Below are 13,515 nucleotides of genomic sequence, written 5' to 3'. Positions count from 1 at the left end.
TCTGCGCGAGTGCGCCCGCCGCGCCGCGCCCGCGGGGCGGGGGGGGTCCGGGGGCCCCCCCCCCCAGAGTTACACCCCCGGGGGGGGGCGCTCCTCGCCGAGCGCCCGCAGCCACTCCCTCGGGTCGGTGGTCGGCGGCCGGTCCACCACCACGGCCTGCGGCAGGGCGGCGCGCAGCGCCTCGGCGAGGGTGCCGGGGCCGGCAGGGCCGAGCAGCAGGGTCGGCCCCGCCGGAGCGCCCTCGGCCGGGACCGTTCCGGCCGCCGGGGCCTCCGGCACCGGGCGGGGTTCCCAGGCGAGTCGGCGCACGCAGTCCGGCAGGGTCCGGGAGTTGGCCTCCGCCAGGTCCAGGGCCACGAGGTGCTCGTCGAGTTCGCCGTCGAGCAGCCGTCGGCGCAGCGCGGTGCGCTGGATCTTGCCGCTGGTGGTGCGCGGGAACTCCGACGGCGGCACCGGCAGCACCAGGGCGGGGGCGGGCTGCCTACGGGCGGCCAGCAGTCGCCGGACCTCGGCGGCCACGGGCGGTGCGGGGGCGTCCTGGTCGTTCGGCACGTAGACGACCACCAGTTGCTCGGTGCCGGTGCGGTCGTCCGGGACCCCGAAGGCGGCGACGTGCCCGGAGCGCACCCCCGCCACCGAGGCCACCACGTCCTCCAGCTCGTGGCAGAAGTAGTGCACCCCGTTGACGATGATGATCTCCTTGCGACGGCCGGTGAGCACCACCTCCCCGTCGGCCAGGAAGGCCAGGTCTCCGGTGTCGAACCAGCCGTCGCCGACGAAGGACTCCCGGTCGGCGGCCGGGTTGTTCAGGTAACCGGGGGTCACCCGGCCGGAGTTGACCTGGAGCCGGCCGACCCAGTGCTCGGGCAGGGCCCGGCCGTCCTCGCCCGCCACCCGCATCCGGGTGCCGGGCGCGGGACGCCCCATGCTGAGGAAGCCGGTGCCGCGCTCGTGCGAGGCCGGGTCGGCGGGCTCCAGCCGGCCGGTCAGCGAGTCGGTGCGCACCAGGCGGCGGGCGCCGTCCTCGTGGTAGCGCTTGTAGGTGATCACGGTGCAGGTCTCGGCCATGCCCCAGCCGAGCAGGACGTGGTCCGCGCGAACGCCGAACGGCCCGGTGGCGGCCAGGAATTCGTCCAGCACTGCTTCGGTGCACTGCTCCCCGGCGTTGATCAGCGACTTGAGCGCGGAGAGGTCCCAGTGCCGGCCGGGACCGGCGGCCCGGACCGCCTCGGCGACCAGCCGGAAGCCGAAGTTGGGCGACCAGGAGTGCGCGCCCCGGTAGCGCTCCAGCGTGTCCAGCCAGACCAGCGGGTCGGCGAGCACCAGCTCGGTGGGCACCTGCACCTGGTCGGCGGCCAGCGCCACGTCCCGCAGGTGGAACATCAGCAGCCCGGCGACGTGGTCCAGCGGCAGCCAGTTGACGGTGACGTCCTCGGGCGAGCTGCCCTGGGAGGCGGCGCCGGCCACGTACTCCAGGATGCCGCGGTGGGTGATCTGCACCGCCTTGGACCGGCCGGTGCTGCCGGAGGACAGCTGGAGGATCGCGACGTCGCCGGGGTCCGGGGCGTGCTCGGCGCCTGGCGCGCCGATGGTGTCGGGCGCGGCGCCGGTGTCGGTGGCGGCACCGGTATCGGCGGGCCGGTGGTCGACCGCGATGACCCGCAGGCCGGGCGCCGGGTAGAGCTCCCCGAGCCGTGCCAGGCCCGCCACCGCCGGACCGCAGGCGAGCACCGGCGGCTCCTCCAGGGTCTGCCAGGCGTGCCAGAGCTTCTCCAGTACGGGGTTGCGCTCGTCGTAGGCCGGCGGGCGGGCCACCGTGACCGGCTGCACCCCGCCCAGCAGGCAGGCCCACAGGGTGGGGAAGTAGCGCTCCGGGTCGGGGACTTGGAGGATCACCCGGTCGCCCGCCCGCAGTCCGGCGGAGGTCAGCAGGGCGAGGGTCTCCCGGGCCTGCTCCAGCAGTCGACGGTAGGTGAGCCGGGTCGCCCCGCCGTCGGCCCGGACCAGGTGCAGGCCGCGCCCGGGGTGCCGCTCGGCGGCGCGCAGCAGCGCCTCGGGCAGCGTCCGGGGCGCGTCCGGCACCGGGTCGGGCAGCGGGGCGCCGACCGCCTCCGTCCCGGTGCCCTCGGGGGCGGCCGTCGGGCCGTCCGGGGCGGGGCCCGCCGCCGTCCCGGCGTCGCCGAACGGCCGCCAGTGCGCGGTGAGTTCGCGCAGGTGGCGCAGGGCGGGCCCGGGCTCGGCGGGCGGCCGGGCGGCGGCGGCCGCCAGTGCGGCGCGGTCGGGCTCGCCCTCCGGGGTGCGGACGATGCCGTCCAGGAGGTGCAGTTCGGCGCTCGGGTCGGCGTCCAGCAGGGCCGCGGCGGCCCGACGGCGCAGCGCGGCGGTGTCGGTGTCGGCGGCGGGCACCAGGTAGGCCAGCAGCCCGCGGCGGGTGGCGGCGCGCTCGACCGGCAGCAGCGCGCAGTCGGCGACCTCGGGACGCAGCAGCAGCCGGGCCTCCAGGGCACGCAGCCGGGCGCGGTCGGGACCGGTGGAGCTCATCAGGTACGGCACCTTTCGGATCGGTGCCGGGGCGCGCGGGTACGGACCGCCCCGGGGCACGGAGGGTGAGCGGATCGGGCTGGTGCCTGCGGCGTGGTGGCGCCGGCGGATCCGGTGGCGCGGTGCTTGTGATGGGGTGCTTGTGGTGGGGTGCGTTGGGGTGACTGCGGCGGGGTGGGGGGTTCAGCGTTTGCGGGACCGGGCGACCACGACCAGGAAGCCGAGCGCCAGCACGATCGGGACGGCGTGCGAGACGCCGACCACGGTCAGCGGGCTGAGCAGCGCCAGCAGCGATCCGCTCAGCAGCATCCCGGTGCCCATGCCGACGTTCTCGGCGGAGGCCAGCAACCCGAAGGCCTGGCCGCGCCGTTCGTCGGCGAGGGCCTGGATCCGGGTGGTGTACGAGATCTCGGTGAAGCCGTCGCCGAGCCCGGCGCCGATCGCGGCCAGCAGGAACAGCGGGGTCGGCAGCCCGGTGAAGACCAGGATGAAACAGCCGGACATCAGACAGGTACCCAGGGCGAAGGCACGCTCGCCCGGTTCGATGCCCCGGCGCAGCAGGAGCCGGGAGACCAGTTGCTGGGCGCCGAGGTTGCCGACCGCCCAGGTGGCCCAGAACATGCCCAGCAGCGCGGCCGGGTTGCCGGGAGAGTGCTGGTTGGCGAAGACCGGCAGGCTGATGTTGTGCGCGGCCGAGCCGAAGGCGTCCAGCAGCCGGATCGCCGCCATCGCGCCGACCACCGGGGCGGCCCGCAGGACGATCAGCGCCTGCCACCGGCTCCCGCGCCACTTCGTCCCCCCGGCGGAATCGGCGGGATCGGCGGCATCAGCCGGTTCTGCGGCGGGCTGCTCGGCGGGCTCGGCCCGGGTGCGCAGCGGCAGCCGGAGCACCACCGCCGCGAACACCAGGAAGCTGGACGCGTCGATGAGCAGCGCCGCGCGGAACCCGGCCCAGGCCACCACCACGCCGGCGGAGGCGAAGCCGAGCACCATGGCGGCCGAACGGCAGCTGGCCATCAGGCTGTTGGCACGGGCCCGGCGCTCGGAGCCGACCATCTCCGGGATGCTGGTCCGCAGCGCGACGGCGCACACCGCGGCCGCGCCGCCGAAGACCAGCGCGAGCGAGTAGAGCACCGGGATGCGCGCGGGGACGGGCGCGAGGGCCACCACGACCAGGGCCAGCGCCTGGGCCAGCGCGCAGCCCGTCATCAGCCGGCGCCGGTCGGTCCGGGCCACCAGACGCCCGGAGACCAGCCCGCCGACGAGGCCGCCGGCCAGTCGGATGATCAGGTACCCGGCCGTGCCGAGCGCGTTCCCGGCCGCCTCGTAGGCGAACAGGCTGAGCGCCACCAGGTCGAGCTGGCTCCCGTACGTGGACAGGGCGTCACCCAGTGCCAGCCGGTAGAACACCCGGGGCAGCTTGTCGGCGCTCTGGTGCGGTACTTGCTGTGCAGTGTCCGGCACCGGTCCCCCAGGCACGCCGTGTCGGTCGGTTCAGTGTGACATTGCACTGCAATCTAAGGGTGACCCCGCAGCAGATCAAGACCTTGATCGCCTGCTTGTCCGAAAGATCGCAAGTTCGGCCGACCCGGAACCATCTTTCCAGCCAGACTGGCGAGTTGGTGCCGGTACGCCCTACCGCCCGACGGCCGGGCGGGCACCGGTGGACGACCGAGGACAGGGAGACCAGCCGGGCCAGGACCAGAACCAGGCCGGACGTCGCGGCAAAACCTGCCTGCCCGTCAGCCCCGCACGGGTGGGAGGGTATGACCATCGCACTCGTACAACGGAGGAGCACCCCCGGCATGTCCGTCATCCACCACACCACCCTCCAGCCGAGCAAGCTGGAACTGCTCGCCTCCTGGCTCCCCTCCCGCCCCTGGTACCGCGGCGGCGCGGGCGCCCCGGACCTGGCCAAGGCCGGCGGCTTCCGGCTGGACGACCCCCAGGGCGAGGTCGGCATCGAGTTCATGGTGGTCACCGACACCTCGGGCCCCGCTCCCGCCACCTACTTCGTCCCGCTCACCTACCGCGGCGCCCCGCTCGACGGGGCGGAGCACGCGCTCGTCGGCATCATGGAGCACGGCGAGCTGGGGCGGCGCTGGGCCTACGACGGCTGCCACGACCCGGTGCTGGTCGCCCAGTTGTCGGCCCTGATCGAGGGCCGGGTCCAAGCCCAGGACCAGAACATCAGCGACACCCCCGACCTGGAGGTCACCCGCTCCTACCGCGGCGACACCCCCCTGAACCCCACCGCCGCCGACGACGACCAGGAGGGCACCTCGCTGACGGCCCCCCGGGGCACGACCCTGCGCCTGCACCGGGTGCTTCACCCCGCCGCCGACGACGCGGCCCTCCCGGCCCCGGAGACGGCCGGCCACCTCGGCGGCGTCTGGCAGCTGCCCGACGGCACGCGCACACGGGGCCTGTTCGCCGTCCTGGACACCGCCCCGCGCGCCTGACCCGCGCCCTGTCCGCCCACGTTCCCCAGACCGATCCGCCGAGCCGGGCCCGGACCGCCCGGGGCGACGCCCTGCGCCGGGAGGCGCCGACAGCGGCTCCCGCCGATACTGGCCGGGGTGCCCGGGCCACGTACGACCTGCGGGACGCAGCATGGACCACGGTCGCGGCGTCCGCCTCGGCCGCTCCTTCCGGCAGGCGGTCGAAACGGTCGCCGCCACCCTCGACCCACAGCGGGCCTGACCGGCCCGGACCCGACCGCTGGGAGGTCACCGTGAACGGTCCCGTCGCCGTGGACGGTCCCGTCGTCGCGGGCTTCGACGGTTCGCCGGAGAGCCTCGCCGCCACCGCGTGGGCCGCCCGGGAGGCGCTGCGCCGCGGGCTCGCCCTCGAACTCCTCCAGGCCTGGCCCTGGCCCAAGCGGGACTCGGTCGGCACCAACGAGGTGTACAACCGCAGCCGGGACGCCCTGGCCGCCCGCGAGGCGGAGCTGCGCGCCGCGCACGCCGGCCTCCAGGTTTCCTCCCGCCAGGTCCCCGACGACCCGGCCAAGGCGCTGGTGGCCGCCGGCCGGACCTCCGCCGTGCTCGTGCTCGGCTCCCGGGGGCTGGGGCCCGTGCGCGGCTTCCTGGTCGGCTCGGTGAGCCAGGAGGTGCTGCGCCGGGCCACCTGCCCGGTGGTGCTGGTCCGGGCCGGTGAGGGCGAGCAGGGCGCCGCCACCGACCCCGTCCTGGTGGGCGTCGACCTCGTACATCCGCCGGACGACGTCCTGGCGTTCGCCTTCGAGGCGGCCGCCCACCGCTCGGCCCCCCTGCGGATCGTCCACGTCTGGGCGCCGCCGGCCGGCAGCGAGTACATGGCGTTCGACGCCATCGGAGGGCTGGAGAAGGAGCTGTCCGCCTCCGAGCGGAAGCAGTTCGCCGACGTCCTGGCCCTCTGGCTGGCCCGCTACCCCCAGGTGACCGTGACGTCCGAACTCGTCCGGGGCAACGCCGCCATCGTCCTGGTGGAAGCGTCGGAGACGGCACGGCTGGTCGTCCTCGGCCGCCACGTCCGGCGGATGCCTCTCGGCGCGCACCTCGGCCCGGTGGCACACGCCGCGATCCACCACGTCCGCTGCCCGGTCGCCGTCGTCCCGGACGCCTGACCAGCCGCAGCAGCCGCAGCAGCCGCCCCAGGCCCTCATCCGTCCAGGTGAGCGGGACCGCCGTCGAGGCGGCCCTCACGCCGGTCACAGCCCGCTGGCACCGTCGATGACGAGGAGCACCCCGATCACGGCGAGGACCACAGCGGTGACGGTGCTGTTATGGGTCTCCAGCCAGGTCCTGGCCCTGCCCAGCGGAGTGAGGACACGCTCCCCCCGCGCGATGTGGAGCAGCACGGGAAGCACGACGGTGGAGACGGCGAGCGCGGTGAACACCGCCACGGCGATGACCGTACGGGGCGGACCCAGTTCGGCGGAGCCGATGGTCAGCCCTGCCGCCGCGGACAGCAGGATGGTCTTCGGGTTGGCCCCCGACAGCAGGAGACCCAGCCGCAGGGCCTTGGCCGGCGTGGCATCCGTGAGGCTCCGCATCCAGGCCGGGGTCCCTTTCTTGCCGCCGGAGAGCCACTGCCGCCCGGCGAGCAGGACGAGGACCGCGCCGAGGACGACTTTGGTCCAGGACGCCCAGGTGGGGGTCTCCTCGCGGGTCTCGATGACGGCCGCGAGTGCCGTGAACGCGGACGCCGCCACGAGGATTCCGGCCGCCCACCCGGCCAGGAAGGCTCCGGCCGTGGCCCTGGGCCGGGGAGTGAACAGCAGGAGGAGCGCCGGCACGATCGGCAACGGCGACAACGCGATGGCCAGGGCCAGCGGCGCCACCTCGCTCAGCACGACGTTCACGGACCACCTTCCTCCCGCCGCTGCACAGGGCCCGGGCGGCCTGGTCGACCTCAATTCTCCCGCCGGACGGGCTCCGCCGCCCGCAGTCCCGGGCGGGAACGGTCACCTGGCCGCACCCCGGGGCCGGCCCCGGCCGACGGATCCGCACGGAGCCGCGCGGAGCGGGCGGTCAGGCCGCCGGCCAGTTGCGCAGCAGTGCGTCGAGGGCGTCGAGGATGCGCGCCCAGGTGTCCTCGGTGCCGCGCGGGGTGTGCTGGAAGCTCCCGGCCCGTTCCAGGGCCACGTAGCCGTGGAAGGTGCTGCCGAGCAGCCGGACGGCGTCGGTCTCGTCGGGTTCCGCGAGGTCGTAGCCGCGCAGGATCGCGCGCGTCATCTGGGAGTGCCGGACGCCGGCGCTGGCGCGCGCGGTCTCGGGGTCGAGTTCGAGCTGCGCGGCGGCGTAGCGACCGGGGTGTTCGCGGGCGTAGTCGCGGTAGGCGTTGGCGAAGGCGGCCAGGGCGTCCTTGCCGGCGCGTCCGGCCAGGGCGGCGGCGACCCGGTCGGCGAGTTCCTCGAGTGCGAGCAGGGCGATCCTGGTCTTGAGGTCCTGGGAGTTCTTGACGTGCGAGTACAGGCTCGCGTCCTTGACGCCGAAGTGTCGCGCCAGCGCCGAGACCGTGACCTTGTCGAAGCCGACCTCGTCGGCCAGTTCCGCTCCCGCCCGGGTGAGTCGTTCCGCGTTCAGTCCTACGCGCGCCATGGCCTTCCCTCCGATCGACTGAGGCCATTATACATTTGCCTAATGGTCCTAGGTAATTTACGTTGGATCCTATGAAGCCGTTGACCGAGCAAGAGATCCGTGCCGCCTTCGTGAACTGCACCAAGGGCGAGGCGAAGCGACTGCACATCCCCCGCGACCTGGCCGAACAGCCCTGGGGCGACCTGGACTTCCTCGGGTGGCGCGACCCGCAGGCGCCCGATCGCGCCTACCTCGCCGCCGAGTCGGACGGCCGCGTGGTGGCGGTCGCGCTGCGTTCCTCCGGCGCCGCCTCCTGGCAGGCCCGCCGCAGCATCTGTTCGCTGTGCGTGACCACCCACACCGGAGGCGTCTCGCTGCTGGTCGCGCCCCTGGCCGGGAAGGCCGGCAAGCAGGGCAACTCCGTCGGCGCCTACATGTGCAGCGACCTCGCCTGCTCGCTCTACGTGCGCGGCAAACGGGAGACCGGCACCCGGCTGCACGAGTCGCTCACCGTCGAGGAGAAGATCCGCCGCACCGCGGCCAACCTCGCCGCCTTCGTCGCCAAGGTCACCGCGTGACCCGCGGCGGCGCGTCGCCCTGGGACATTGTCCTCGCTCTGCGCCGACTCCTCGCATCACCGGACACCGGGCCCGCTGCGGCGGGCCCGGTGTCCGTCTGAGCCGCACCTCACCCACGCTCCGGGATCAGGACTTCCGGCAGCCGTTGCGAGCCGTCAGCGCCCCACTGCCCACGGACCGGTGCCGGTACTACATGCAGGCACCGGGGTAGGGGTTGGGCTGCTGTCCGGTGGTGAGGGGGGTTGCGGTGGTGGCGGCCGTGTCGAGGGTGTGGAAGAGGGCGCGTGCGGCGGCGCCGGTCACGGACATCTGGGTGGCGGCGGTGAGTTCGCTGCCGGTCATGGGGTTGTGGCCGGCCTGGACGAGGGCGCTCACGCCGTCGGCGCCGAAGGCCTTGACGGTGCCTTCGAGGTCGAACACCGGGATGGTGGTGGCACCGAGGCCGGTGAGCATTCTGATGTCGTCGACGACGGTGGTGAGGTTGTCGTACGGCGGGATCCCGGCATTGCCGATGGTGACCTGTCCCGCGGTGCCGAAGTAGCGCTGGATGTCGGTGAAGTAGGACGCCACGTAGCCGGATCCCAGGTCGATCCCGAAGGCGCGGTAGGCCTGAAGGAAGTACTGGTCGTAGCCGGTCGGCGGGAACGCCGTGATGCCGAGCGCGGCCTGCAGGGCGATGCTGCCGTTGTCGAGGTCGTCCAGCGCGTAGGGCACGGGCGAGCCCGAGATCCGCATCCCGTTCTGGTGCGCCCAGGCGATGGTGTCGGCGTAGGTGTGGATCGCGCGGCACTGTGCGGCGGGGTCGAGGCTATTGGCGTTCAGCAGGGCGTTGAAGCCGGTCAGGTCCTTCTGGGTGAGGGCCTGGGCCACGGCCTGGTCGCCGGTGGGGGATTCCAGGTCGAGTACGGCCTGGGAGAACTGGAGGTCGTGGGCGAGCGACCAGACGTGGAAATCCTCGACGGCGCTCTGGACGAGGGCGGCGTTCTGCTCGGTGTCGAAGGTGCCGTCCGACAGCGGCACGGTGATCCAGGCGCTGACCGGCACGCCGCGGGTGTTCGCCTGCTCGACCAGGGCCAGAGCGTCGGTGCGCTGGTTCTCGCCCGGCAGCGCGGGGCCGAAGTCCGAGCCGTACACGAGGTCGAGGTAGAGCGGGCTGTGGCCGGCGGCCAGGGTGTTCCACACGGTGTCGGTGAACGCGCTGAGGTCCCGCGGACAGGTCAGCGGGTCCTCCGCCAGACACGGCTGGACCTCCTGCCCCGCCCAGAACGCCACCTGCGCGGCGAGGGCCCGGCCGGCGGGTACGGCCCCGGCCGGTGCTGCGCCGATGCCTGTGAACACCGAGCAGACGAGCACGCTCGCCGCGGCGATAGCCGAAGCTCTGGCGGACAGCGGATTTCTCATGGGTCTTCCTGTTCGCGGTCGTTGTCGGCGACGTGCGCCGTCACCGTTGTGGAGTGCCGCCTGGGTAGGCGGGGTGTCTCTGCGCGGGGGCCCCTTCACGGTGTCGTGGGGAGCGCGTCGCGAAGGGCCGCTCCGGCCGGGCCGAATCCGTAAGCCTCACGAACCTTCCCGAGAGACCGAGAGACAGGATGGGAGCGATGCCAGGAGCTCCCGACAGCCTTGCACGACATCAGACATCCGATTGACTACACAGTGTGACGATTAAGTGGAGCACATCCCCACTCGACCTGAGAGCATCGCAACGCGAAGGAAGTTCGTGCCGCCACTATCTGCCGCCCGGAAGACAGCCCGGGCTCGGCTGGGCCCTGTCGGCGGAACCGGCTCCTGCGGGAAAACGGGCGCCCCGTGGCGGGGCGGGGCCCCCCCGGCCCCCCCCGGGGGGCGGTTCGTGCCGGTTGTCAGCGGATCGGTGCGGCCCCAGGCCTGCGTGACCGGGGCAGCCGGGGCGGCCGGGGAACGGTGCTCAGTTGAAGACCACGACGTCGGTGCGCATCGGCAGCGCACTGCCCCAACCGATGTTGATCTTGAACGTCACCACACCGTTGCCGGGGGCGATGCTCGACACCTGGAAGGGCGCCGCACCGACGAACCGGTGCCCGTTGCCGTCGATCTCGGAGGCCGTGATGACGACCGTCGAGTCGATCCCGATGGCGTTCCAGGCGATCTGGAGGTTGAACGTCCCGTTCCCCGGGGTCCACGTCCACCACCCCCGCCACACGGCGCCGCCGTTGCCGCCGATCGCCGCGAGGCCCTGGTCCCGGTCGGCGAGCTGCGAACTGCTCGCGATCCGCGGCACCTCGATGGAGGAGGATTCGACTGCAGCCATGACGGCCCCCCTCGCGCCGGGAGAGCCCCCACGAGCCCTCGAATACCTTGAGTGTCCATTTATGCACTACTGACTTCAGCTCTTCGGGGTGATGGGCTTGCTAGCCGATCAGTGACGGTGGCGTCGACTAGGGTGCTGGACATGAGCCGGGAGTTCGAGGAGATCGACAGCCTCATCGTGCAGTACGTCGGCGGCCAACATGCGGCGCTCGATCGGCTGGTGGCCGCGGGACCGGCGAGTCTGCGGCGGATGCTCGCCATGTTGGCTGGCCAGGCTGATCTGGACTGGCGCGCCTTGGAGGGCGATCGTGCGAACAGCAAGCAGGCCTGGGAAGCCGTCGGTGATCTGAGGAGTGTCCTGGTCCGTGCCTTCCCGGACGCGCTGTTCGGCGCTCTGGCGGACGACGCCTCGCTGGAGTCGGTGGTCGTGTCGACGTGGTCGAGCGTCGAGGACCCGCGCATGCTGCCGATCCTCGAACGCGGCCTGGGCTCCGACAGCCCGCACACCCGCAAGGACGCGCTGCGCGGTCTGGCCGAGCGCGGGACAGCCGATCACCATGAGGCGATCGCTCGCTGTCTGGACGACGAGGACTCGGATGTGCGGTACGCCGCGTGCAACGCGCTGGGTCGGCTGGGTGATGTCCGCGCCGTCGCCCCGCTGCTGCGGGGGCTCACCTCGGACGACCGCACTGCCCAGGCTGCGGACGGGGCTCTGGGCGAGATCGAGCGGCGGATCGGCACGCTGCCGACGCCGCCCCGTTGGCTCGACCTCGGGCCGATGGAACTCACCGCAGACCCGTCGCCGTACGGCGGGCCGATGCGCGTGACCCAACTCCTGGTGGAGCCTGGGCAGTCGGTGCTCGGCAACGACCTGCTGGCCGTCGTGGAGAACGACTACGTCGCTCAGGACCTGTATGCCTTCGAGTCGACCGCCACGGTCACCGAGGTCAGGTTCGCGCTCGGTGACGAGCTGCCCGAGGACGGCGAAACCGTCGTCATAGTCCTGCAGATGCGGCGCCGGATCGGGTAGCCGGTCAGCGCGGTTACGGCTGGTGGTATCTGACTTCGGCTTTTCAGGGTGGTAGGTCGAGGGAGAGTCCGGTTCCGGTGAGGAAGCCGTCGAGGACGTCGGGGCGGTACTGGAGACGTTTGAGTCGATTGCGGACGAGCGTGGCAAGTCGATCGAGGGCGACGCTGGCGAGGTTCGCGAGGCCGTGCTTCACGTGGGCCCACAGGTACTCGACCGCGTTCAGCTCGGGTGCGTATGCGGGCAGGATGAACACCGTCAGCCAGCCCCGTGCGCTGATCAAGTCGCGCATGGCATAGGAGACGTGAGTGTTGAGCCGGTCCCAGACCAGCACGATCGGCGCCCTGACCAGCTGGTGCATTCCGTCGATCAGACCGATGTAGTCGCGCTCGGACAGGCTGCGGCGTTCGCCCTTGCGCCCGCTGTGGCGCCGCAGCCGGTGGCACAGTCGGGTCCGGGAGCCCGGGCGCATCGCGAGCAGTCCGGCGACCGAGACCCGTCCGGAGCCGCGGCCGGAGACCTTCACGACCGGGGTGATGCCACGCCGGCCCCACGTGCGCCCCTTGGGCGGTCTGCGGGTGAACCCTGCTTCGTCCTCGAAGCAGATCCAGCCGTCGCAGGCCGCCCTGGTGCTTTTACCTCCGCCCAGGTCACCTCCTGCCACGCGGTCACGGCCCGCTCGTCGCGTTCGGCGGCCCGCCGCGCGGGGACCTGCGGGCTGAAGCCGAGCCGGTGCATCAGGCGGGTGGCACCCGAGACGCTGTAGGACACATGGAACTTCCGGCCGATCAGCGTCGCCACCCGCCCGCCGGTCCACACATGGTCCTCGTCCCAGCCGTGAGCGGCCGGGCCCTGCTCCAGGTAGGCGGCCAGCTTCTCCTGGCAGCGCGCGGACAGCTTGCAACGCCGACCGCTCGCGCCTCGTGAGGCCAGGGCCGCCACCCCGCCCTCCATCCACTCCTGGCGCCACCGGTAGGCCGACTTCGAACTCACCCGCAACCTGCGGGCAACCTCCGGCGGCCCCAGCCCATCAGCAAACAACCCGGCGGCCTCCAGCCGCACCACCTCGCGACGCTGGCGACCTTTCGCCGTCAGCCCGCCCCCATCCACATATCGCATACCTACGGCATAGCGCGCAAATGACCGTCAGTCAGCTACACGAACAGGCCAATCACCCCGAAGCGCCGAAGTCACTAAGCATCACAATCACTCGTGCGAGTGAACCTCCGGCGCGTCGCCGTGCAACTCGCGCGGGCACGGCCGCAAGGCCGGACCTCGACCCGCGTCAGCCATTCGGCGGATGCCTGATCGCGGGCAGCTCCACGCGTTGTCATCATGGTCGTGAACCTTGGCCAGCGGTTCGTCGGTGCACACGAGGTACTCACCGCACGGAGGCGCACATGGAGATCAAGCTCGTGGACGAGCACTTCATGAAGGCCCGATGGGACGACATCGAGACGACGCTGCGTCGCACGTTCCAGGACTCGCCATTCAATGACGCCGGTTACACGATCGACAACCCCGTGGACTTCACACGTGCCGCGGTCCACGGCACACTCGGCCCCGGCATCAAACACCTGGTGGCACTGGACGGCTCAGGGCAACTCATGGGCGGCTTCTTCTGCATCCCGACGGAACGCGAAGAAGGCCAGGAGGCAACCGATATCGGCTGGTTCTTCTCGGTTCCGGAACTCGACCGAGACCACCGGCGAGCGATGATCGACACCTTCGTGGAGCGGATGTTCCAAACGCTGCGCGAAGCGGGATTCACGCGGATCGAGACGAACATGGGAACCCCGGCCGGCGCGAAGTCGCTCGGTCAACGCTACGGCTTCGTCCACTCCCCCACCCCAGAGCAGGCCAACCGTTGGCTTCGGGACCTGTGACCCGAGGTCGAGCGAGACGACGGTCTCGCGCGACCGGTCGCGAACCGCCGTCGAACAGGGATAAAGGGGGCGGGGGGGACAGGGAGCAGGAGGGGGGGGGCGGGAGGGCGCGGCGAGGGGGGTGGGCGGGGGAG

At 72.5% G+C, this 13,515-nt stretch carries 13 protein-coding genes; 5 read left to right on the top strand and 8 right to left on the bottom strand.

Translation table 11 applies throughout. The features are described 5' to 3' along the window. Nucleotides 1–69 precede the first annotated feature (69 nt). Nucleotides 70–2,541: an AMP-binding protein gene (locus tag ACFV61_RS29640; RefSeq protein ID WP_380494944.1), complete on the bottom strand. Its 2,472-nt coding sequence runs from the start codon at nucleotides 2,539–2,541 to the stop codon at nucleotides 70–72. 183 nt (nucleotides 2,542–2,724) lie between these two features. After that, entirely contained in the window at nucleotides 2,725–4,005 is a 1,281-nt protein-coding gene (locus ACFV61_RS29635; protein ID WP_380424086.1) for an MFS transporter, read from the bottom strand. Nucleotides 4,006–4,346: 341 nt separating this feature from the next. Between ACFV61_RS29635 and ACFV61_RS29630 the strand changes: the two genes are divergently transcribed. Together ACFV61_RS29630 and ACFV61_RS29625 are read left to right on the top strand one after the other, a co-directional pair. Next, complete coding sequence (locus tag ACFV61_RS29630; protein WP_380494943.1) at nucleotides 4,347–5,003, top strand: 1,4-alpha-glucan branching protein; 657 nt, start codon at nucleotides 4,347–4,349, stop codon at nucleotides 5,001–5,003. A gap of 272 nt (nucleotides 5,004–5,275) precedes the next feature. Then, nucleotides 5,276–6,148 (top strand): universal stress protein, encoded by an 873-nt coding sequence (locus ACFV61_RS29625; RefSeq protein WP_380424082.1) that lies wholly within the window; start codon nucleotides 5,276–5,278, stop codon nucleotides 6,146–6,148. Nucleotides 6,149–6,232: 84 nt separating this feature from the next. Here the strand turns inward: ACFV61_RS29625 and ACFV61_RS29620 are convergent, their stop codons facing one another. After that, the gene (locus ACFV61_RS29620; RefSeq protein WP_380375760.1) at nucleotides 6,233–6,886 is read right to left on the bottom strand and encodes a GAP family protein; all 654 of its coding nucleotides are present in this window, start codon (nucleotides 6,884–6,886) and stop codon (nucleotides 6,233–6,235) included. A 169-nt stretch (nucleotides 6,887–7,055) separates the two neighbouring features. After that, nucleotides 7,056–7,625 carry a TetR/AcrR family transcriptional regulator gene (locus ACFV61_RS29615; RefSeq protein ID WP_063351909.1) on the bottom strand — a complete coding sequence of 190 codons (570 nt, stop codon included), beginning with the start codon at nucleotides 7,623–7,625 and terminating at the stop codon, nucleotides 7,056–7,058. A 71-nt stretch (nucleotides 7,626–7,696) separates the two neighbouring features. Here ACFV61_RS29615 and ACFV61_RS29610 point away from each other — a divergent pair, with 71 nt between their 5' ends. Then, nucleotides 7,697–8,182, top strand: a complete 486-nt coding sequence (locus tag ACFV61_RS29610) for an FBP domain-containing protein (protein ID WP_380424080.1) — start codon at nucleotides 7,697–7,699, stop codon at nucleotides 8,180–8,182. A 189-nt stretch (nucleotides 8,183–8,371) separates the two neighbouring features. Here the strand turns inward: ACFV61_RS29610 and ACFV61_RS29605 are convergent, their stop codons facing one another. Together ACFV61_RS29605 and ACFV61_RS29600 are read right to left on the bottom strand one after the other, a co-directional pair. Next, the gene (locus ACFV61_RS29605; protein WP_380424079.1) at nucleotides 8,372–9,583 is read right to left on the bottom strand and encodes a hypothetical protein; all 1,212 of its coding nucleotides are present in this window, start codon (nucleotides 9,581–9,583) and stop codon (nucleotides 8,372–8,374) included. Between the two features lie 523 nt (nucleotides 9,584–10,106). Beyond that, nucleotides 10,107–10,469 carry a hypothetical protein gene (locus tag ACFV61_RS29600; protein ID WP_380494941.1) on the bottom strand — a complete coding sequence of 121 codons (363 nt, stop codon included), beginning with the start codon at nucleotides 10,467–10,469 and terminating at the stop codon, nucleotides 10,107–10,109. Between the two features lie 141 nt (nucleotides 10,470–10,610). Here ACFV61_RS29600 and ACFV61_RS29595 point away from each other — a divergent pair, with 141 nt between their 5' ends. Continuing rightward, nucleotides 10,611–11,498 carry a HEAT repeat domain-containing protein gene (locus ACFV61_RS29595; RefSeq protein ID WP_380430888.1) on the top strand — a complete coding sequence of 296 codons (888 nt, stop codon included), beginning with the start codon at nucleotides 10,611–10,613 and terminating at the stop codon, nucleotides 11,496–11,498. A 43-nt stretch (nucleotides 11,499–11,541) separates the two neighbouring features. Here the strand turns inward: ACFV61_RS29595 and ACFV61_RS29590 are convergent, their stop codons facing one another. Next, nucleotides 11,542–12,102: a transposase gene (locus ACFV61_RS29590; protein WP_380430891.1), complete on the bottom strand. Its 561-nt coding sequence runs from the start codon at nucleotides 12,100–12,102 to the stop codon at nucleotides 11,542–11,544. Continuing rightward, nucleotides 12,018–12,614: a winged helix-turn-helix domain-containing protein gene (locus tag ACFV61_RS29585; protein ID WP_380494939.1), complete on the bottom strand. Its 597-nt coding sequence runs from the start codon at nucleotides 12,612–12,614 to the stop codon at nucleotides 12,018–12,020. Before ACFV61_RS29585 ends, ACFV61_RS29590 begins: the two co-directional genes overlap by 85 nt. Before the next feature lie 281 nt (nucleotides 12,615–12,895). Here ACFV61_RS29585 and ACFV61_RS29580 point away from each other — a divergent pair, with 281 nt between their 5' ends. Then, a complete protein-coding gene (locus tag ACFV61_RS29580) occupies nucleotides 12,896–13,381 on the top strand; it encodes a hypothetical protein (protein WP_063351914.1) in 486 nt (161 codons plus the stop codon). Nucleotides 13,382–13,515: the final 134 nt, after the last annotated feature.

Origin of the sequence: Kitasatospora sp. NPDC059817, assembly GCF_042731835.1 — a bacterium.
Classification (GTDB): Bacteria; Actinomycetota; Actinomycetes; order Streptomycetales; family Streptomycetaceae; genus Kitasatospora.
This window is presented reverse-complemented; position numbering and strand designations above follow the sequence as displayed.